Source organism: Micromonospora zhanjiangensis, from assembly GCF_042650605.1.
In the GTDB taxonomy this organism is placed as follows: domain Bacteria; phylum Actinomycetota; class Actinomycetes; order Mycobacteriales; family Micromonosporaceae; genus Micromonospora_J; species Micromonospora_J zhanjiangensis.
Genome location: NZ_JBHSBN010000015.1, coordinates 136,090 through 153,693, shown reverse-complemented (window position 1 = coordinate 153,693; position 17,604 = coordinate 136,090). Strand labels below are relative to the sequence as shown.

21 protein-coding genes are annotated in these 17,604 nt (G+C 71.6%); 12 read left to right on the top strand and 9 right to left on the bottom strand.

The genetic code is table 11. The features are described 5' to 3' along the window. From ACFOX0_RS21215 to ACFOX0_RS21195, 5 genes are all read left to right on the top strand, one after another. Window positions 1–1,185 carry a phosphotransferase family protein gene (locus ACFOX0_RS21215; RefSeq protein ID WP_377548691.1) on the top strand — a complete coding sequence of 395 codons (1,185 nt, stop codon included), beginning with the start codon at window positions 1–3 and terminating at the stop codon, window positions 1,183–1,185. Then, entirely contained in the window at window positions 1,185–1,640 is a 456-nt protein-coding gene (locus ACFOX0_RS21210) for a pyridoxamine 5'-phosphate oxidase family protein (RefSeq protein ID WP_377548688.1), read from the top strand. The genes ACFOX0_RS21215 and ACFOX0_RS21210 overlap by 1 nt, the downstream gene beginning before the upstream one ends. Window positions 1,641–1,730: 90 nt before the next feature. Beyond that, a complete protein-coding gene (locus ACFOX0_RS21205; protein WP_377548685.1) occupies window positions 1,731–2,297 on the top strand; it encodes a DUF6328 family protein in 567 nt (188 codons plus the stop codon). Window positions 2,298–2,427: 130 nt separating this feature from the next. Continuing rightward, on the top strand, window positions 2,428–3,816 hold the full coding sequence (gene tnpB / locus ACFOX0_RS21200; RefSeq protein ID WP_377548682.1) for an IS607 family element RNA-guided endonuclease TnpB: 1,389 nt from the start codon (window positions 2,428–2,430) through the stop codon (window positions 3,814–3,816). A gap of 14 nt (window positions 3,817–3,830) precedes the next feature. Beyond that, window positions 3,831–5,807: an acyl-CoA dehydrogenase family protein gene (locus ACFOX0_RS21195; RefSeq protein ID WP_377548679.1), complete on the top strand. Its 1,977-nt coding sequence runs from the start codon at window positions 3,831–3,833 to the stop codon at window positions 5,805–5,807. Between the two features lie 51 nt (window positions 5,808–5,858). On the opposite strand, the gene ACFOX0_RS21190 is transcribed toward ACFOX0_RS21195, so the two are convergent. The 8 genes from ACFOX0_RS21190 to ACFOX0_RS21155 all read right to left on the bottom strand — a co-directional run bounded on the left by ACFOX0_RS21190 (window position 5,859) and on the right by ACFOX0_RS21155 (window position 10,386). Continuing rightward, window positions 5,859–6,029, bottom strand: coding sequence for a hypothetical protein (locus ACFOX0_RS21190; protein ID WP_377548676.1), 171 nt, complete (start codon window positions 6,027–6,029; stop codon window positions 5,859–5,861). Window positions 6,030–6,056: 27 nt separating this feature from the next. Beyond that, window positions 6,057–6,662, bottom strand: a complete 606-nt coding sequence (locus ACFOX0_RS21185; RefSeq protein WP_377548673.1) for a hypothetical protein — start codon at window positions 6,660–6,662, stop codon at window positions 6,057–6,059. Between the two features lie 64 nt (window positions 6,663–6,726). Beyond that, complete coding sequence (locus ACFOX0_RS21180) at window positions 6,727–7,128, bottom strand: Fur family transcriptional regulator (RefSeq protein ID WP_377548671.1); 402 nt, start codon at window positions 7,126–7,128, stop codon at window positions 6,727–6,729. Next, window positions 7,125–7,427, bottom strand: a complete 303-nt coding sequence (locus ACFOX0_RS21175; RefSeq protein WP_377548669.1) for an ArsR/SmtB family transcription factor — start codon at window positions 7,425–7,427, stop codon at window positions 7,125–7,127. Before ACFOX0_RS21175 ends, ACFOX0_RS21180 begins: the two co-directional genes overlap by 4 nt. A gap of 28 nt (window positions 7,428–7,455) precedes the next feature. Continuing rightward, window positions 7,456–8,331, bottom strand: coding sequence for a metal ABC transporter permease (locus ACFOX0_RS21170; protein ID WP_377548667.1), 876 nt, complete (start codon window positions 8,329–8,331; stop codon window positions 7,456–7,458). Beyond that, a complete protein-coding gene (locus ACFOX0_RS21165; protein ID WP_377548665.1) occupies window positions 8,331–9,089 on the bottom strand; it encodes a metal ABC transporter ATP-binding protein in 759 nt (252 codons plus the stop codon). The genes ACFOX0_RS21170 and ACFOX0_RS21165 overlap by 1 nt, the downstream gene beginning before the upstream one ends. Beyond that, window positions 9,086–10,030 (bottom strand): metal ABC transporter substrate-binding protein, encoded by a 945-nt coding sequence (locus ACFOX0_RS21160; protein ID WP_377548663.1) that lies wholly within the window; start codon window positions 10,028–10,030, stop codon window positions 9,086–9,088. Before ACFOX0_RS21160 ends, ACFOX0_RS21165 begins: the two co-directional genes overlap by 4 nt. 95 nt (window positions 10,031–10,125) lie before the next feature. Continuing rightward, the gene (locus ACFOX0_RS21155) at window positions 10,126–10,386 is read right to left on the bottom strand and encodes a hypothetical protein (RefSeq protein ID WP_377548661.1); all 261 of its coding nucleotides are present in this window, start codon (window positions 10,384–10,386) and stop codon (window positions 10,126–10,128) included. 65 nt (window positions 10,387–10,451) lie between these two features. On the opposite strand from ACFOX0_RS21155, the gene ACFOX0_RS21150 reads away from it, so the two are divergent. From ACFOX0_RS21150 to ACFOX0_RS21140, 3 genes are all read left to right on the top strand, one after another. Further along, window positions 10,452–10,793 (top strand): antibiotic biosynthesis monooxygenase family protein, encoded by a 342-nt coding sequence (locus ACFOX0_RS21150; RefSeq protein WP_377548659.1) that lies wholly within the window; start codon window positions 10,452–10,454, stop codon window positions 10,791–10,793. A gap of 25 nt (window positions 10,794–10,818) precedes the next feature. Continuing rightward, a complete protein-coding gene (locus ACFOX0_RS21145; RefSeq protein ID WP_377548657.1) occupies window positions 10,819–11,412 on the top strand; it encodes an Rv0361 family membrane protein in 594 nt (197 codons plus the stop codon). Between the two features lie 117 nt (window positions 11,413–11,529). After that, a complete protein-coding gene (locus ACFOX0_RS21140; RefSeq protein ID WP_377548655.1) occupies window positions 11,530–12,909 on the top strand; it encodes a glycine--tRNA ligase in 1,380 nt (459 codons plus the stop codon). 39 nt (window positions 12,910–12,948) lie between these two features. On the opposite strand, the gene ACFOX0_RS21135 is transcribed toward ACFOX0_RS21140, so the two are convergent. Next, window positions 12,949–13,299: a hypothetical protein gene (locus ACFOX0_RS21135; RefSeq protein WP_377548653.1), complete on the bottom strand. Its 351-nt coding sequence runs from the start codon at window positions 13,297–13,299 to the stop codon at window positions 12,949–12,951. Between the two features lie 178 nt (window positions 13,300–13,477). Between ACFOX0_RS21135 and ACFOX0_RS21130 the strand changes: the two genes are divergently transcribed. The 4 genes from ACFOX0_RS21130 (at window position 13,478) to dusB (ending at window position 17,435) form a co-directional block, all read left to right on the top strand. Continuing rightward, window positions 13,478–13,867, top strand: coding sequence for a hypothetical protein (locus tag ACFOX0_RS21130; protein ID WP_377548650.1), 390 nt, complete (start codon window positions 13,478–13,480; stop codon window positions 13,865–13,867). A gap of 12 nt (window positions 13,868–13,879) precedes the next feature. Further along, window positions 13,880–15,412, top strand: a complete 1,533-nt coding sequence (locus tag ACFOX0_RS21125; protein ID WP_377548648.1) for a WXG100 family type VII secretion target — start codon at window positions 13,880–13,882, stop codon at window positions 15,410–15,412. Then, on the top strand, window positions 15,409–16,149 hold the full coding sequence (locus ACFOX0_RS21120) for a hypothetical protein (protein ID WP_377548645.1): 741 nt from the start codon (window positions 15,409–15,411) through the stop codon (window positions 16,147–16,149). The genes ACFOX0_RS21125 and ACFOX0_RS21120 overlap by 4 nt, the downstream gene beginning before the upstream one ends. 158 nt (window positions 16,150–16,307) lie before the next feature. Beyond that, on the top strand, window positions 16,308–17,435 hold the full coding sequence (dusB, locus tag ACFOX0_RS21115) for a tRNA dihydrouridine synthase DusB (RefSeq protein ID WP_449288864.1): 1,128 nt from the start codon (window positions 16,308–16,310) through the stop codon (window positions 17,433–17,435). Window positions 17,436–17,604 lie beyond the last annotated feature (169 nt).

Genomic DNA, 17,604 nt, shown 5'->3' with positions numbered 1-17,604 from the left:
GTGTCGCGCGAGGTCAATGTCGAACTTGTCGACCGGTTCGGCACGCCGGTCGGCCGGCTGCCTCCCTTCACGGTGCGGGAGCCGTGGTGGCAGGATGTCACCGAGGTCGTTGGCCGTGCGCGGCAGAGATTTGGCCTGGAGATCACGGTCCTGCGGCTACTCCGGGCGAGTCGACCGATCCCGCCGGGTGGTTCGGTGACCTATCTCGCGGAGATCTCCGGCGGCGGGGTCGACGGGTCGGCGCAGGCCCGGTCCCCAGACGAGCCACGGCGGTTGGCCTATGCCCGGCCGGGCGGCCCGGCGGCGACCGCGCGGTGGGCGAGGGCCGCCCTTGATAGGCGCGGAATCGAGCTTCTCCGACAGCGCCAGTTCCGGACCTGGAACCTGTCCGCGATCTGGCAGCTGACGACCTCTGTCGGCGAGCTGTGGCTGAAGGAGGTGCCACCCATTCTGTCGTTCGAGTCGACGCTGGTCGTTCGGCTCGGCGCGGAACTCGACGGTCCGGTCCCGACAGCGGTCCATGGCTGCGGCACCCGGTTCATCCTGCGGCACGTTGACGGGTTCGACTGTTACGGAGCCTCGGCGGCCCGGCGGGTGGAGATCGCCAGCACCATCCACCAGATCCATGCCGGGGCTGCACGGCTCATCCCCGGTCTCCTCGACGAGGGTTTACCCGACCGGCGGGGTGAGCGGGCTCTCGCTGGCCTAGAGGAACTGTCCGCGTTGGTGCCCGCCGTCGAACGGCACCGCGAACAGTTGCGGGAGACGGCCCTTGACCGGTTGGCGTGGGCCGAACGGGACGGCCTACCGCCGGTCCTGCTCCATGGCGATCTGCACTGCGGAAACGTGCGAAGTACGGCCACCGGGCACGTGATCCTGGACTGGTCGAACGCGTTCCTCGGGCATCCCGCCTTCGACGTCGTCCGGCTCACCGAGGATCTCCCGCCGCAGCAGGCCGGTCACGTGGTGCGAGCGTGGGCCGAGCTGTGGCGTGGGGCGTCCGGGCGCCGGGAGATCGGGCGGTCGGTCGACCTTCTCCGACCCGTGCATTTCCTGTTGAGGGCGATCGTCTGTGCCGGCTACCTCACGAACTTCGAGGAGTCCGAACACAAGTATCACCGGCATAACCTCGACAACTACGTACGTCTTCTGCTGTCCTCCCAGGGATTCGGAATCAGAGACTGATGGACCTCTCACAGGCGCGGTCGATGCTCACGGACGGCCGCCAATGCGTGCTGGCTTCGCGGCGGCCCGACGGCTCGCTCCAGCTCAACCCGGTGGTGGTAATCGGCGGGCGGGGAGACGTGGCGTTGATCGCCACCCGGGCCGCGGCCTACAAGATCAAGAACATCGCCCACGATCCCAGGGTCGGTCTCTGCGTCCCGCCGCGTCGGACCTGGGGTGGGGACTGGGCGCAGATCGACGGTTACGCCACGGTCCACCGACCACCGGCCGCGACGGACGAGATAGCCGAGTACTACGAGCGGGTCGACCGGCCCGGGTTCACGCCCGAGACGGTCCGGCGGCTGTGTGCAAGGGGTGAACTGGTGCTGATCCGGATCCTCTTCGAGCGGGCTGTGCCGGACACCCCGCCCGGGATCCTTGAGGGCGGGCGGGACAGGTCCGACAGCGACCGCTGATTCGCCGTCGCGACCGCCGGTCCTCGCGTTTCACCGGTCCTGGGCCAGGGGATGTATCCGTCGGTTCATCGCTCTACGGAGGTGGCGGGCGTGTCCCACGAGACGGAGAAGAAGCGCTGGCAGCGGAACTTCGCGGACCTGCTGCAGGAGTTGCGGGTGGCGCAGACCGGTGTGCAGATCCTCTTCGCCTTCCTGCTCACCCTGCCGTTCAGCGCGCAGTTCGGGAAGACCACCGAACTGCAGAAGGACACGTACGTCGTGGCGCTGCTGGCCGCCGCCGCGGCCGCCGCGTTGATCATCTCCCCGGTGGCCTTCCACCGGGCGCTGTTCCGCCAGGGTCGCAAGCCGGAACTGGTCGTCTACTCGCACAAGATGGCCAGCGGCGGGCTGTTCTTCCTGTTGATCGCCATGGTCAGTTCGGTCTTCCTGGTCACCGACTTCGTCCTCGACCAGACGGTCGCGCTGATCCTCAGCGCCGCGACCGGGGTCTGGTTCGTCACGTTCTGGGGTGCGCTGCCGTTCCTGCGACGCAACTGGATGGACGAGGACGTCGATCAGGAGGAGTTCGCCGACGAGCAGGAGGCGGAGGCCGACGAGGCGGCCGACCGGGCCGGTCGGGTCGACCGGGCCGGGCGGACCGGGGACCCGACGGATTGACGACCCCTACCGATGGGTAGCGCCGAGGAGTAGCGTTCAGCGCAGGAGCGTTGGCGTAGCCGTACCCGGGACGAGGACCTGCTGGCGGAAGTGTCGTACCCCGGGCTGATGCTGGTGGTGTCGGCTGGGGGTGGTGGGTGTGAGGGTGGTGCAGGCGTATCGCTTCGCGCTTGATCTGTCCCCGGTTCAGGAGCGTGCCGTGTTGGCGCATGCCGGTGCTGCTCGGTTGGCGTACAACTGGGCGTTGGCGCGGGTGCGGGCGGTGTTGGACCAGCGGGCGGCTGAGCGTTCGTACGGTGTGCCTGATGACCTGCTCACTCCCGCGATCGGGTGGTCGTTGCCGGCGTTGCGTCGGGCGTGGAACGCGGCGAAGGATGTGGTGGCGCCGTGGTGGCGGCAGGTGTCGAAGGAGGCGTTCAACACCGGTCTGGACGCTCTCGCTCGCGCGCTGAGGAACTGGTCGGACTCCCGGTCCGGCAAGCGCGCTGGTCGGCGGGTGGGGTTTCCGCGGTTCAAGTCCCGCCGCCGGACTGTGCCGTCGGTGCGGTTTACCACCGGCGCGATCCGAATCGAGGCGGACCGTAAGCATGTGGTGTTGCCGCGGTTGGGGCGGTTGAAGCTGCACGAGTCCGCCCGTAAGCTCGCCCGCCGACTGGAGGCCGGCACGGCGCGGGTCATGTCCGCGACCGTGCGCCGCGACGGCGGTCGGTGGCCCGTGGCGTTCACCGTCGAGATCGACCGCACCCCACAAACCCCGTCGCAGCCGAACGCTGTGGTCGGGGTGGACGTGGGGATCCGACATCTGGCGGTGTTGTCCACCGGTGTGCTGGTCGACAACCCACGCCACCTGGTCACCGCCAGGCAGCAGCTGCGGCGGCTGAACCGGGCGTTGTCGCGTAAGACTGGGCCGGACCGGCGTATCGGACGACGCCCGTCGCGGCGGTGGCAGCGCGCGTCCGCCCGGCTTGGCCGGGCGCATGCCCGGGTCGCGAACCTGCGCCGCGACGGGCTGCACAAACTCACCACCCGCCTTGCCCGCGAACACGGCACGGTCGTGGTGGAAGACCTCAACGTCGCCGGCATGTTGCGCAACCGGCGGTTGGCCCGGCACATCGCTGATGCGGGGTTCGCCGAGATCCGCCGGCAGTTGGGATACAAGACCGGGTGGAACGGTGGCCGGCTGCTGGTGGCCGACCGCTGGTATCCGTCCTCGAAAACCTGCTCGGGTTGTGGTGCGGTGAAAACCAAACTCGCCCTGCACGAGCGTGAATACACCTGTGAAGTGTGCGGTTTGGTCGTCGACCGGGACCTCAACGCCGCACGTAACCTGGCCGCCCTGGCGGCCGAGTTCGACACCGCCGGGAGTGGTCCGGTGGCAGCACGTGGAGCCGACCAGAAGACCCGCGCCCGCGGGCAGGTGGCCGTGAAACGTGAACCCGGCACGGCAACCGCCGACAAGACCGGGACCGTCCCACCGCAAGGCGGGACTACCAACCGTCCGCTTACCACAGCGCACTGAGAGGTAACGGAGCGATGACCACGACGCAGAACAACCGACCCGCGACCGACGGATCGGACGGCGCGGGTCCGCTGCCCGCCGAGGCCGGCCAGGTCTCCGAGAAGGAGGCCCGGCAGGTCGCCGAGGCGGCCCGGGAGTCCGAGTGGGGCAAGCCGAGCTTCGGCAAGGAGTTGTTCCTCGGCCGGTTCCGGCTCGACCTGATCGACCCGTTGCCGGCCGCCGACCCGGGCCGCGCCGCCAAGGGCGAGGAGTTCCTCGGCCGGCTCGCCGACTACGTGCGTACCGAAGTGGACGGTGCCCGGATCGAGCGGGAGGCGGCCATCCCGGACGAGGTCTTCCAGGGCCTGGCCCGGCTCGGCGCGTTCGGCATGAAGATCGACGAGAAGTACGGCGGCCTCGGGCTGAGCAACCTGGACTACTGCCGGGCACTGATGCTGGTCGGCTCGGTCAACCCGGCGATCAGCGCGCTGCTGTCGGCGCACCAGTCGATCGGCGTACCGCAGCCGCTGAAGATGTTCGGCACCGACGAGCAGAAGCAGAAGTTCCTGCCCCGGCTCGCCGCCGGCGAGGTCTCCGCCTTCCTGCTCACCGAGCCGGACGTCGGCTCGGACCCGGCCCGGCTGGCCACCACCGCCGAGCCGACCGCCGACGGCGCCGGCTACCGGCTCAACGGCGTGAAACTGTGGGCCACCAACGGCACCGTGGCCAACCTGCTGGTGGTGATGGCCCGGGTGCCGAAGTCGGAGGGACGTCGCGGCGGCATCACCGCGTTCGTGGTGGAGAGCGAGACCGAGGGCATCACCGTGGAGCGTCGCAACGCGTTCCTCGGCCTGCGCGGCCTGGAGAACAGCCTCACCCGGTTCCACGACGTGTTCGTGCCGAAGGAGAACGTCATCGGCGGTGAGGGCAAGGGCCTGAAGATCGCCCTGACCACCCTCAACACCGGCCGGCTGTCGCTGCCCGCGATGTGCGTGGGCGCCGGCAAGTGGTCGCTCAACGTGGCCCGCGAGTGGGCCGCCGAACGGGTCCAGTGGGGCCGGCCGGTCGGCGAGCACGAGGCGGTGGCGGCCAAACTGTCCTACATCGCCGCCACCACGTACGGCATGGAGGCCATGCTCGACCTGTCCTGCCGGCTGGCCGACGACGACCGCAACGACATCCGGATCGAGGCGGCGCTGGTGAAGCTGTACGCCAGCGAGATGGGCTGGAAGATCGTCGACGAGCTGGTCCAGATCCGGGGCGGTCGGGGCTACGAGACGGCCGACTCGTTGGCGGCCCGGGGGGAACGCCCGGCCGCGGTCGAACAGATCCTGCGGGACATGCGGATCAACCGGATCTTCGAGGGCTCGACCGAGATCATGCATCTGCTGATCGCCCGGGAGGCGGTGGACGCCCACCTGTCGGTGGCCGGCGACATCATCGACCCGGACGCCGACCTCGGGCGCAAGGCCCGGGCCGGGGCGCGGGCCGGCGCCTTCTACGCGAAGTGGCTGCCCACCCTCACCGTCGGCAAGGGGCAGAGCCCTTCCGCGTACGCCGAGTACGGCCCGCTCGCCGGTCACCTGCGGTACGTCGAACGGGCGTCCCGCAAGCTGGCCCGGTCGACGTTCTACGCGATGTCCCGCTGGCAGGGCAAGATGGAGCGCAAGCAGGCGTTCCTGGGTCGGGTGGTGGACATCGGCGCCGAGCTGTTCGCGATGTCGGCGGTCTGCGTCCGGGCCCGCGCCGAGCGCGAGACCCGGCCCGCCGGGGTGGAACTGGCCGACCTGTTCTGCCGGCAGGCCCGGCTGCGGATCGAGCAGCTGTTCGGTTCCCTGTGGGACAACACCGACCAGCTGGACGTGACCGCCGCCAAGCGGATCCTCGCCGGCCGGTACGCCTTCCTGGAGGACGGCGTGCTCACCCCGGACCGGGACCGGGCCTGGGTGGCCGGCTGGGAACCGGGACCGTCCTCGGCACCGGACGTCCGGCGCCGCATCCCGCCGGCCTGAGCCGGCTGACGGCGGGCCCCGCCACGCTGGGCCGGCGGCCCGCCGGCCGGTTCAGCGCCTGGCGACCATCCAGGCCAGCAGGGCGGCGATCAGCACGCCGTTGAGCCCGACCAGGCCGAGATATCCCACCGGCGGGATCTTCCGACCGCGGCGGACCATGACGAGCAGGCCGACCGCGTAGGCCAACATGAGGAAACCGACGACCGCGAGAACGATGGGCACCCGCCGACCTTACCGGTCGGCGGGTGGTCACCGTCCGGGACGCAGCCCCAGTCCACGCAGCTCCAGCGCGGCCAGCGCGTCCAACGCCCGGTCGTCGCCGCGCCGCCAGGCCGCCGCCACGTCCGGGTCGATCCGGGTCAGCTTGCGCAGCGGCTGGGTGGCCAGCGCCCGCAGGGCGAGCAGGTCCCGGCCGGCCGGCGCGGCGCGCAGCGAACTGGCCGCGCTGGCCCGGCGGATCCAGCGCACCCGCAGCGGCAGCCAGCCGAACAGCACCAGACCCAGCGGAAACACCAGTACGGCCAGCGACAGCGCCAGCGCGAGCTGGGCGACCAGTTCCTGCTGGTCCCGGCCGGCCTCGGCCATCGACCGGGCGGCGTCGGCGGCCTTGGTGAACGGTGCGGTCAGGTCGTCGCCGACCACCGGCACCCGGCGTACCTTGCCGCCGGCGTCGGCCAGGTTGCCGGCCAGGGAGTTGCCCGCCCCCTCCAGCTTGCGTCCGGGTACGGCGAGCTTCTCGACCAGGTCGTACAGCCACATCGCGAAGCGGACCGACAGGTAGACCCAGGCGAGGACGAGCAGATCGGTGAGGAGTTGGCGGAGGGCGGTCGGAAAACGGTCGGCGTAAATCTTCACGCCGGACAGCGTGCCAGAACCGCGGCCACCCGGCAGCGGTCAGCGGGCAGCCGGCACGCGCCCGTCAGCCGGCGCAGCGCGGGCAGGTGCCGAAGATCTCCAGGGTGTGGCTGATGTCGGCGTACCCGTGCTGGGCGGCGATCCGGTCGGCCCAGTTCTCCACGGTCGGGCCCTCCACCTCGACGGTGCTGCCGCAGGCCCGGCAGACCAGGTGGTGGTGGTGCCCCTGGCTGCACCGGCGGTAGCGGTGCTCGCCGCCGGGCGGCCGCATGACGTCCACCTCGCCCGCGTCGGCCAGCCCTTGCAGGGTGCGGTAGACGGTGGTGAGGCCGACCCGCTCGCCCCGGTCCCGGAGCATCGCGTGCAGTTCCTGCGCGCTGTGGAAGCCGTCCACCTGGCCGAGCAGCGCGCTCACCGCGCTGCGCTGCCGGGTGTTGCGGACCGAGGTGTTGTCGCCGCCGGTCACGCGGCCTCCCGGGCGTGGCTCACCGCGTCCGCCACGATGTTCGCGACGTGCTCGTCGACCAGGGCGTAGGCGATCTCCCGGCCGCGCCGGGAGCCGTGCACCACCCCGGCTCCGCGCAGCACCCGCAGGTGCTGGGAGACCAGCGGTTGCGGAGCGCCGAGCTTGTCCACCAGCTCGTGGACGCAGCGTTCCCCGGCGGCGAGCTCGGTGACGATGGCGACCCGGATCGGGGCGGACAGCGCGCGCAGCAGCTCACCCGCGCCCTCGTACGCCTCGTAGCCGTTGCTGGTGGTAGTCACCCCGAAATGGTAACCAGTTCCACCAGGATCAGCGATTCAGTACCACCTCGGGCGGCTCGGACCCGACCGGCGGCGCGGTCGGCACCGACGGGCGGCGCAGCCGGCGGGCGATCGCGGTGCCCACGGCCACCAGCAGGAAGACGGCGATCGCCAGCACCACCACCGAGGCGCCGGGAGCGGTGTCCGCGACGCCCGCGACCCACACCCCGGCACCGGCGGCCAGCAGGCCGAGCGCCATGGCGGCGGTCATGGTGCCGCGGAAACCCCGGGTCACCTGTTGGGCGGTGGCGACCGGCACCACCATCAGGGCGCTGATCAGCAGCAGCCCGACCGCGCGCATGGCGATGGTGACGGTGACCGCGGTGGTCACCGCGAGCAGCAGGTTGAGGCCGCGCACCGGCAGGCCGGACACCCGGGCGTACTCCTCGTCGTGACAGACGGCGAACAGCGCCGGGCGCAGCGCCAGCATGGCGACCAGGACCAGCGCGCCGAGCACGGCGATGGTGACCAGGTCGGCGCCGGAGGTGGTGGTCAGCGAGCCGAACAGGTACGACATCAGGGCCGCGTTGCTGGAGTTCCCGGAGAGTCCGACCAGCACCACCCCGCCCGCGATGCCGCCGTAGAACAGCAGCGCCAGCGCCATGTCGCCGGAGGTCCGGCCGCGCTCGCGGATCAACTCGATGGCGACGGCGCCGATCGCCGACACGATCACGGCGGCGATCACCGGCGACCGGTCGAGCAGCAGGCCGACCCCGACACCGGTCAGCGCGACGTGCCCGATCCCGTCGCCGATCAGGGACATCCGGCGCTGGACCAGGTACGTCCCGAGGGCCGGCGCGGTGACGCCGATGATCAACGCGCCGATCAGCGCCCGGATCATGAACGGGTAGGTGAAGATCTCCATCAGCTCCACATCCCGGCCGGCTCGTCGGCGCAGTGCGGGTGGACGTGGTCGTGACCGGGCTCCGCGTGGTGGCCGGCCGGTTCCGGCACCGGCCCGTCGTGCGCGATCCGACCGTCGTGTACGACCAGCGCGCGGTCGATCAACGGGCGCAGCGGGCCGAGTTCGTGCGCGACCAGCAGGACGGTGCCGCCGCCGGCGACGAACCCGTCCAACGCCCCGGCGAACGCCTCCTGGCTGACCATGTCGACGCCGGCGGTCGGCTCGTCCAGGACCAGCAGCTCGGGTCGGCCGGCCAGCGCGCGGGCGATCAGGGTGCGTTGCTGCTGCCCGCCGGAGAGGGTGTGCACCGGGTCGCCGGCCCGGTCGGCGAGGCCCACCGCGCGCAGCGCCTCGGCCACCGCGGTCCGGTCGGCCGCGCCGGGCGGGCGCAGGACGCCGCGCCGGGCCAGCCGCCCGGAGCCGACCACCTCGGCCACGGTGGCCGGTACGCCGCTGCCGGCGCCGATCCGCTGCGGTACGTAGCCGATCCGGGCCCACTGCCGGAACCGCCGCAGCGGGGTGCCGAACAACTCCACCGTGCCACCGGTCAGCGGGACCAGGCCGAGCACGGCGCGGATCAGCGTCGACTTGCCCGAGCCGTTGGCGCCCAGCACGGCCACCACCTCGCCGGCGACCATGGTGAACGAGGCGTCCCGGAGCACGGCGCGGTTGTCGTAGCCGACCACGCCGTGGGTGACGGTGACGACGGGCTGGCTCACGAGCACCCCAGGGCGGTCTTGAGGGCGGCCAGGTTGCCGCGCATCACTGAAAGGTAGTCGCCGGTGCTGCCCGGCTCCAGGCCCTCGATCGGGTCGAGCACCGCGGTCGTCGCGCCCACCTGTCGGGCGATCGTCTCGGCGACCTTGGGGCTGACCAGCGTCTCGAAGAAGATCGTGGTGGCGCCGTGCTCCCGGGCCTCCTTGGTCACCTCGGCCAGCTGCCCCGGCGGCGGCTCGTTCTCCGGGGTCAGCCCGCTGATCCCGACCTGGGTCAGCCGGTAGCGCTCGGCGAGGTAGCCGAACGCCTCGTGGCTGGTCACGATCTCCCGGCGCTGGCAGGTGCGCAGCCCCTGCTCGTACTCCGTGTCCAGGGCCGTGAGGTCGGCGTGCAGGGCGGCGGCGCGGGTGGCGTAGTCGGCGGCGCGACCCGGGTCGGCCTCGCCCAGCCGCGCGGCCAGCCGGTCGGCGATGGTGGCCAGCCGGGTCGGGTCGAGCCAGACGTGCGGGTCCTTGCCACCGTGGGCCGCCGGCTCCCCGGCACCCTCGCCGGCGTGCCGGTGACCGGCCGCGCCGGCGTCCAGCAGCGGCTGCACGGTGCTCACGTCGAAGCCCCGGTGCTCGCCGTTCTGCTCGACGGCCTCGTCCACGGCGGGCTGGAAGCCCTTGAGGTAAACGATCACCTTCGCGTCGCTGATCCGGGCCACCTGGTGCGGGTTGAGTTCGAGGTCGTGCGGCTCGGCGCCCGGTTTGACCAAGTTTGTCACTCGGACGGCGTCCCCACCGATCCGCTCGGCGATGAACTGCAACGGGTAGAAGGCGGCGACCACGTCGGTCCGGGACGGGTCGGCGTCGGTCACCCGGGTCGTGCAGCCGGCCGCGCCAACGACGGCCAGTAGCGCGGCGACGGAGGCGGCGGTACGCCAGGCGGGGCGGATGTGCATGACATCCACTCTCCGTGCAAATGATAATGATTGTCAAAAACGCATGATTGCATGTGCGGACCGGCCGGCCCGCGGTTGGCGGCGCCCGGCCCGCGTCAGGCCATGATCTTGAGTAGCGCGCCCGCCACCAGCAGGGTGAGCAACAGCAGCCGGACCGCCCGGGTGACCGGCGTCTGCACCGGCCAGGTGGCCACCAACAGCGCGGCCAGCCCGGCGGCCAGCGCCAGCAGCAGGACGCCGCCGACGATGCCCGGGGCGAACAACGCCACCAGGACCAGAACCAGGGTGCCGAGGAACGCCGCGGTCGGGTTGACCCGGGCCAGCCGGGTCAGCAGGGCGGGCTGCGTACGCTGCATCCGGCTGACTGTATTCGCAGTCGCCGGTTGTTCGCAGTCGCGGGTCGACACGAGGAGGAACCCGGGTGCTCGTCACGAACCGGTTCGTGCTGGACGAGGACGCCGCCGCGTCGTTCACCGAGCGGGCGCACGCGGCCCTGGCGGCGCTCGCCGACCGGCCGGGCTACCTGCGCGGACGGCTGCTGCGGGCGCTGGACGACCCGCGGCACTGGACGCTGCTGACCGAATGGGAGTCGGTGGGCAGCTACCGCCGGGCGCTCGGCGCCTTCGAGGTGAAGATCGCCGCCGTACCGCTGCTGGCCGAGTCGGTCGACGAACCGTCGGCGTACGAGACGCTGGCCAGTGCCGGGCCGGCCGGTCCGGTGGTGGTCGGGGTCAGCGATCGGGCCACTGACCCGCATCGCTGAGTGCCGGCGCACTACCCTTGCCTGCATGACCGCTCCCGGACCGGCCGGCCCGTCGACCCCGTACCCCGTCCGACCCGGACCGGAGAACCCGGCGCCGGCGTATCCCGCGCCACCCGTACCGGTCGGTCCCGGGCCGGACGGCACGCCGGCGCCGCCGCCCGGACCGGGCGTGACGCCGCCGTTCGCCGCGCCGCCGACCGAGGGCCGGACGGCCCGGTTGTGGATCGGCCTCGGGGTGGCCGGCCTGGCCGTCCTGCTGTGCTGCGGCGGTGGCCTGGCCGCACTGGTCGGCCTGGTGGTGGCCGGCAACCAGGCGGTCAACGAGCAGGCCCGGGCGGTGGTCGGCAGCTACTACGAAGCGGTCAAGGACCGGAAGTACGCCAAGGCGTACGGCCTGCTCTGCGCCTCCGCCCGCAACCGGGAGACGCCCCGCGAGTTCGAGCGGCGGGTGGCCGCGGAGCCGGAGATCTCCAGCTACCGGATCGGCGAACCCGCGGTGGCCGGTCAGGTCACCGTGCCGGTCGACGTGACCTACGCGAGCGGCCGGCAGACCCGGCAGGAGGTCAGCCTCGACCAGAACACCGGCACGGGCAAGCTGGAGGTCTGCGGGGTCGGCTGACCCCGGCCGGGTAATCTCCTGGGCTCGGGACCGTCGGTAACCGTACCGTTGGACCCGCAGTTGTCTCATCTGTCCCCGAAGCGCCCCCGCCGACCGCCAGTCGGCGTAGGAGGAAAAATGCCAGCCGACCGTATCGACGCCGTCGTCAGCCTCGCCAAGCGCCGAGGCTTCGTCTTCCCGTCCAGCGAGATCTACGGGGGCACCCGGTCGGCCTGGGACTACGGTCCGCACGGCGTCGAACTCAAGGAGAACGTCCGCCGGCAGTGGTGGCGGACGATGGTGCAGCAGCGGGACGACATCGTCGGCCTGGACTCCGCCGTCATCCTGGCCCGCCAGGTCTGGCAGGCCTCCGGCCACATCGCCGAGTTCGTCGACCCGCTGACCGAGTGCCAGTCCTGCCACAAGCGGTTCCGGGCCGACCACATGGAGGAGGCGTACGAGGCCAAGCACGGCCGTCCGCCGACCAGCCTGGCCGAGCTGAACTGCCCGAGCTGCGGCGCGAAGGGCTCGTTCACCGAGCCGAAGATGTTCAACGGCCTGATGAAGACCTACCTCGGCCCGGTGGAGAGCGAGGAAGGCCTGCACTACCTGCGGCCGGAGACCGCCCAGGGCATCTTCGTCAACTACAACAACGTGGCCACCGCCGCCCGTAAGAAGCCGCCGTTCGGCATCGCGCAGGTCGGCAAGTCGTTCCGGAACGAGATCACCCCGGGCAACTTCATCTTCCGGACCCGGGAGTTCGAGCAGATGGAGATGGAGTTCTTCGTCGAGCCGGGCACCGACGAGCAATGGCACGAGTACTGGCTGCGCGAGCGCTGGAACTGGTACGTCGACCTGGGCCTGTCCGAGGACAACCTGCGGATGTACGAGCACCCCAAGGAGAAGCTCTCGCACTACTCGAAGCGCACCGTCGACATCGAGTACAAGTTCCGCTTCGGCGGCACCGAGTTCGCCGAGCTGGAGGGCATCGCCAACCGGACCGACTTCGACCTGACCACGCACAGCAAGCACTCCGGCGTCGACCTGTCCTACTTCGACCAGGAGAAGCAGGAGCGCTGGGTGCCGTACGTGATCGAGCCGGCGGCCGGCCTGACCCGGGCGGTGCTCGCCTTCCTGCTGGAGGCGTACGACGAGGACGAGGCGCCGAACACCAAGGGCGGCGTGGACAAGCGCACCGTGATGCGGTTCGACCCGCGGCTGGCGCCGGTCAAGGTGGCGGTGCTGCCGCTGTCCCGCAACGAGGCGCTGTCGCCCAAGGCGAAGGGCCTGGCCGCCCAGCTGCGCAAGCGGTGGGTGGTCGAGTTCGACGACTCGCAGGCGATCGGCCGACGCTACCGGCGGCAGGACGAGATCGGCACCCCGTACTGCGTCACCGTCGACTTCGACACGCTGGACGACAACGCCGTCACGGTCCGAAACCGGGACACCATGACCCAGGAACGGGTCTCCCTCGACCAGGTGGAGACGTACCTGTTGGAGCGCCTCCCCGGCTGCTGAGCCGCCGGCCCGGGTCCCGTCGCGCGCCGGCGGGACCCGTCAGGACCAGATGTACTCCTCGGCGATCGCGCCGTCACGCCACTTGGCCACCGTGACCATGCGGCTGCCGTTCTCGAACTCCCCGATGACACAGGTCCACTCCCCGGACCCGAACGCGATGGGATGGGACGTGATCCGGGGCGGTGTCCCGCCCGCCGAGTCGGTGTAGGCCTTCATGGCGTCGATGTGCTGCTGGATCCCGTGCGTCGGTTCCTGACCCTTCCAGTCCACCAACACATCCTCGGTGTGGTGGTCAGCGAACACGCCGTTCCAATCGGCGTTGTTCCAGCCCTGGAAATCAAGATCATCCATGCTCTTCAGGTTGCCTTCGACGTGCTGATCGCTCTTCATGAGGTCCCGCCTTCCCGCAGGCGTGGTGAACAAACCCGCCGAGCAGGTGGAACAGCGGATCCAGGCGGGAGAGATCGTCGGCGCGGGGTCTGTTGCCGGCCCTCCTCGCGGTCCTGCCGGCGGCCCGTACCCATTGACCCGCCTGGCTACGCTGTCTCCCGACCGACTGGGGGAGACCGTGCCTGAGACGTACGCGGAACCGGCACACATCCGGCGCACCGGCGGGTCCGTCTGCGACCTCGCCGAGGAACTGCGGGCCGCGGCCGCCGGCTGGGAACGGGACCTGGCCGATCCGGCCGCGACCGTGCAACTGACCGAGGCGACCCGGGCGATCGAGGCGATGCGCACGGCCTGGGCCGCCGACTTCCGGGTCTACCAGGCCGTGCTGGAACGCTGGTGCGTCGCCGCCCAGGCCGCGGCGGCCGGCTTCACCAGCGTGGACGAGTACGTGGCGTCCCGACTGCGCCCGACCGGCCCGTCGCCCGGCCCGTCGCCGGACCCGTCGCCCGGCCCGTCGCCGGACCCGTCGCCCGGCCGGGTGCCCGGTCAGTCGGCCGGGCCGCGATAGGGGGGCGCGGCCATGACCTCCGACGACCGGCGGCAGGTGAGCACCGTCCTGGTCCGGCTGCGCGACGCGGCGGCGGCGCTGGCGACGGTGGGCGACCCGGTCGCGCTGGCCGGTCTGCTCGCCTCGCTGTGGCACGAGTTGACGTCGATCACCCGGGACGTCCCCGGCGACCCGGCCGGCATCGACGCCCAGGCGGCGGCCTGCCGGCGGATGGCGTCGGCCCTGGACGGCACCCACGGCGCCCTCGACGCGGTGGCCGGCTCGGTGCCCGCGGTCTGGCGGGGCGAGTCGGGCACCGGGGCGGTGGCCGCGCTGACGGCGACCCAGACGCTGATGGAGCAGGCCGCACCCGCGATGCGGACCACGGCGGGCCTGCTGGAGGTCTACGCCGACGAGGTGCGCCGGCTCGACCGGGAACTGGCCGACCACCGCCAGGCGCTCGCCGACGTGGGCCGGGAGCTGGACAGCCTGCTGGAGATCGGCCGGGCCCTGGTCGCCACCGTGGCGCGCTGGTGGGACGAGGACGGCTTCGACGACCTGCTGCGCCGGGCGCTGGCCGCGGTGCGCGCCGCGATCCGGGTGTTCGAGCAGCTCCAGGCGGCGCAGGACACGCTGCGCCGGGGACTGCGGGACGTGACCGGCAAGGCCCGCGCCGGGGCGTTCGGCGCCTCGGCCGGGTCGCCGTTCGACACGGTACGACTCGCCGCGGCGGGCATCTCCGGTTCGGGTGCCGAGGACAACGGGATCCTCAGCACCGCCCAGCTGCGGCGGGCCGGTGACCTGCTGGACGCGCTCCCGCCCGCCGAACGGCAGCGGTTCGACGAGCTGCTGGCGCGGGCCGGTTCGTCGGTGGAGCGGGCGTACCTGATGAAGGCCCTCGCGGCCGGCCACGGCGTCGAGGAGATCGACTCGTTCGCCGACCGGATCCGGGGCCGGTCCGAGTACTGGCTGCGCACCCAGCTCAGCCTGGTCGACCCCGGCGCCCGTGGGCCGGTCACCCACGGTGGCACCGCCGTCCGTCAGGTCGACGGCACCACCTGTGGCTCGACCTCGATCCTCATCGCCCGGGCGATGAACGACCCGATCTACGCCTTGAGCCTTACCGGCACCGGCGAGGACGGTGAGGTGCCGACGTTCGCGGACCGGCTCAGGGCCGAGGAGTTGCGGATCCACGACGCCACCAACACGACCTGGCCGCAGCGGTTGGGGACCAGCCCGTGGGGAGTCAGCGACGAGTTGAACGAGCACGCCGACTCGTTCGGAGCCCGCTACGACTGGCGGCTGGTGGACGACACCAGCCCGGGGTCGGTCAATCCCGCCCTGGACGACGCCATTGGTGCGGTGGATGCCGGGCACACCGTGCCGGTGCTCATCGGCGACTCGTATCCGGCGCACTACGTGCTGCTGGTCGGCCACGAGGGCGGCAACCTGATCTTTTACGACCCGTCCGGGAACATGGCGGTGGTCAGCGAGGACGACTTCCGCAACGGGAACACGTCCGCGCTCGGGTACCACCACGTCCAGGGAGTGATCGTTCCGTCATGATCGGGCGGCGTCTGCGTACCGCCGTGGTGGCCCTGCCGGCGGTGGCCCTGCTGGCGGGTTGTCCGGCCGATACCACCGACCTGGACCGGGACCGGGTGAAGGCCATGCTGGCCGACCCGTTGGTGGCCCGGGATCGGAAGCCGCACGCTGAAGCCGGCTACCTGGCCGGCAGGACGCCGGTTCGTAACACCGTCGTGGCCGACGTGATCGGGATCCGGTCGACGGACCCTGCGACTGCCGCCCGGATCGAGTCCACGAAGATCCTCAACGACCTGCGCGGCGACGGATGGGTGATGTACTTCGCCGCCTGCGTGCCGCCCCCGCCCCACGGCGGCACGGCGAAACCAGGTGCCGCCGTCACCGGTGGCCCGAGCTCCGGCCCGTCGCCCGAGGCCAGGTGGTCGCTGGTGCCGAAGGCAAGAAGCGAGTGGTGGCAGTACGCCGCCTACGGCTACAAGATCGTGGACGGGGTGTCGTACTTCGTACGGATGGACGGAGTGGGTCGGATCGATACGCACACCACCAACGTCAGCGTCGACCTCAGAATGATCGCGCCGCACTCGACCGAGTCGGTGGTGGACCTCTTCCCGGACCGGCCACCGGCCATCCCCGCCGGCAGCGGTTGCCTCGAGTCCGCGACCGTTCCCACCGGCTACCAGGAAACCGGCCTGCGCACCCTGATGAACAGCAACGGGCCCCTCCCGAACGGACAGCCCAACCTCCCCGGCCTCCGCTGAGGTGGCCCCGAACGTACGCCGCTTCGCCGCCCGGGACGCGGTCGCCGGTGTGACGGGCGGCCCACCCGGGGCCCGACGAGTGCGACCGCGCCGGAACCCCTCCGTACACTCGTGCGGTGGGTATCGGGGTCGGGGTGACGGAGCCGGGGCAGGTCGGGGTGCTGCCGCCGCTGGCGCTCGGGCAGCACCGGGTGTCGCCGCCGGTCGTGCTCGCCCCGATGGCCGGGATCACCAATGTCGCGTTCCGGCAACTGTGTCGGGAACAGGGTGGCGGTCTCTACGTCTGCGAGATGATCACCACCCGGGCGCTGGTCGAGCGGAACCCGAAGACCCTCCGCATGATCGCCTTCGGGGCCGACGAACGGCCGCGCAGCCTGCAGCTCTACGGCATCGATCCGGAGGTCACCGCCGCCGCCGTGCGGATGGTGGTGGAGGAGGACCTGGCCGACCACGTCGACCTCAACTTCGGCTGCCCGGTGCCCAAGGTCACCCGCAAGGGCGGCGGCTCCGCGCTGCCCTGGCGGCGCCGGCTGTTCGCCCGGATCGTCCGGGCCGCGGTCGCGGCGGCGGCGCCCGCCGGGGTGCCGGTCACGGTGAAGATGCGCAAGGGGATCGACGACGACCATCTGACGTACGTCGAGGCCGGGCTCGCCGCGCAGGACGCCGGGGTGGCCGCGGTGGCCCTGCACGGGCGTACGGCCGCGCAGCGCTATTCGGGCACTGCCGACTGGGACGCGATCGGGACGTTGAAGCAGGCGCTGTCCGTACCGGTGCTCGGCAACGGTGACATCTGGGAGGCCGACGACGCGCTGCGGATGGTGGCGCACACCGGGGTCGACGGGGTGGTGGTCGGCCGGGGTTGCCTGGGCCGTCCGTGGCTCTTCGCCGATCTGGCCGCGGCCTTCGCCGGTCGGTCGGACCGGCGGTTGCCGGCCTTGGGTGAGGTGGCCGTGACCATGCGCCGGCACGCCGAGTTGCTGGTCGACTGGCTGGGCGACGAACGGGACGGCTGCACCGACTTCCGTAAGCACGTCGCCTGGTACCTGAAGGGCTTTCCGGTCGGCGGCGACCTGCGCCGCGCCCTGGCGATGGTGAACGGCCTGACCGAGTTGGACGACCTGCTGGGCCGACTGGACCCGGCGGAGCCGTTCCCGGTGAGCACCCTGGGTCAGCCGCGCGGGCGGACCAACGCGCCCGGCAAGGTGCTGCTGCCCGAGGGCTGGCTGGCCGACCGGGACGCCGACACCGTGCCGGACGGCGCGGAACTGGCCGACTCCGGCGGCTGAGCGGTCCCCGGCCGGCTCCGGCACGCCCGGTCGATCTTCATTCCAACCAGGTTAGTCCGGTGGCCACCAGAGTCAACGGGTCAGGCGGTACGGGCGTCATCGGTACACAGTGGAAAATCCACCTTTCAGGGCCGTCCACTCTGGCTGGTCGCGGTGATGTCCGGTCGAC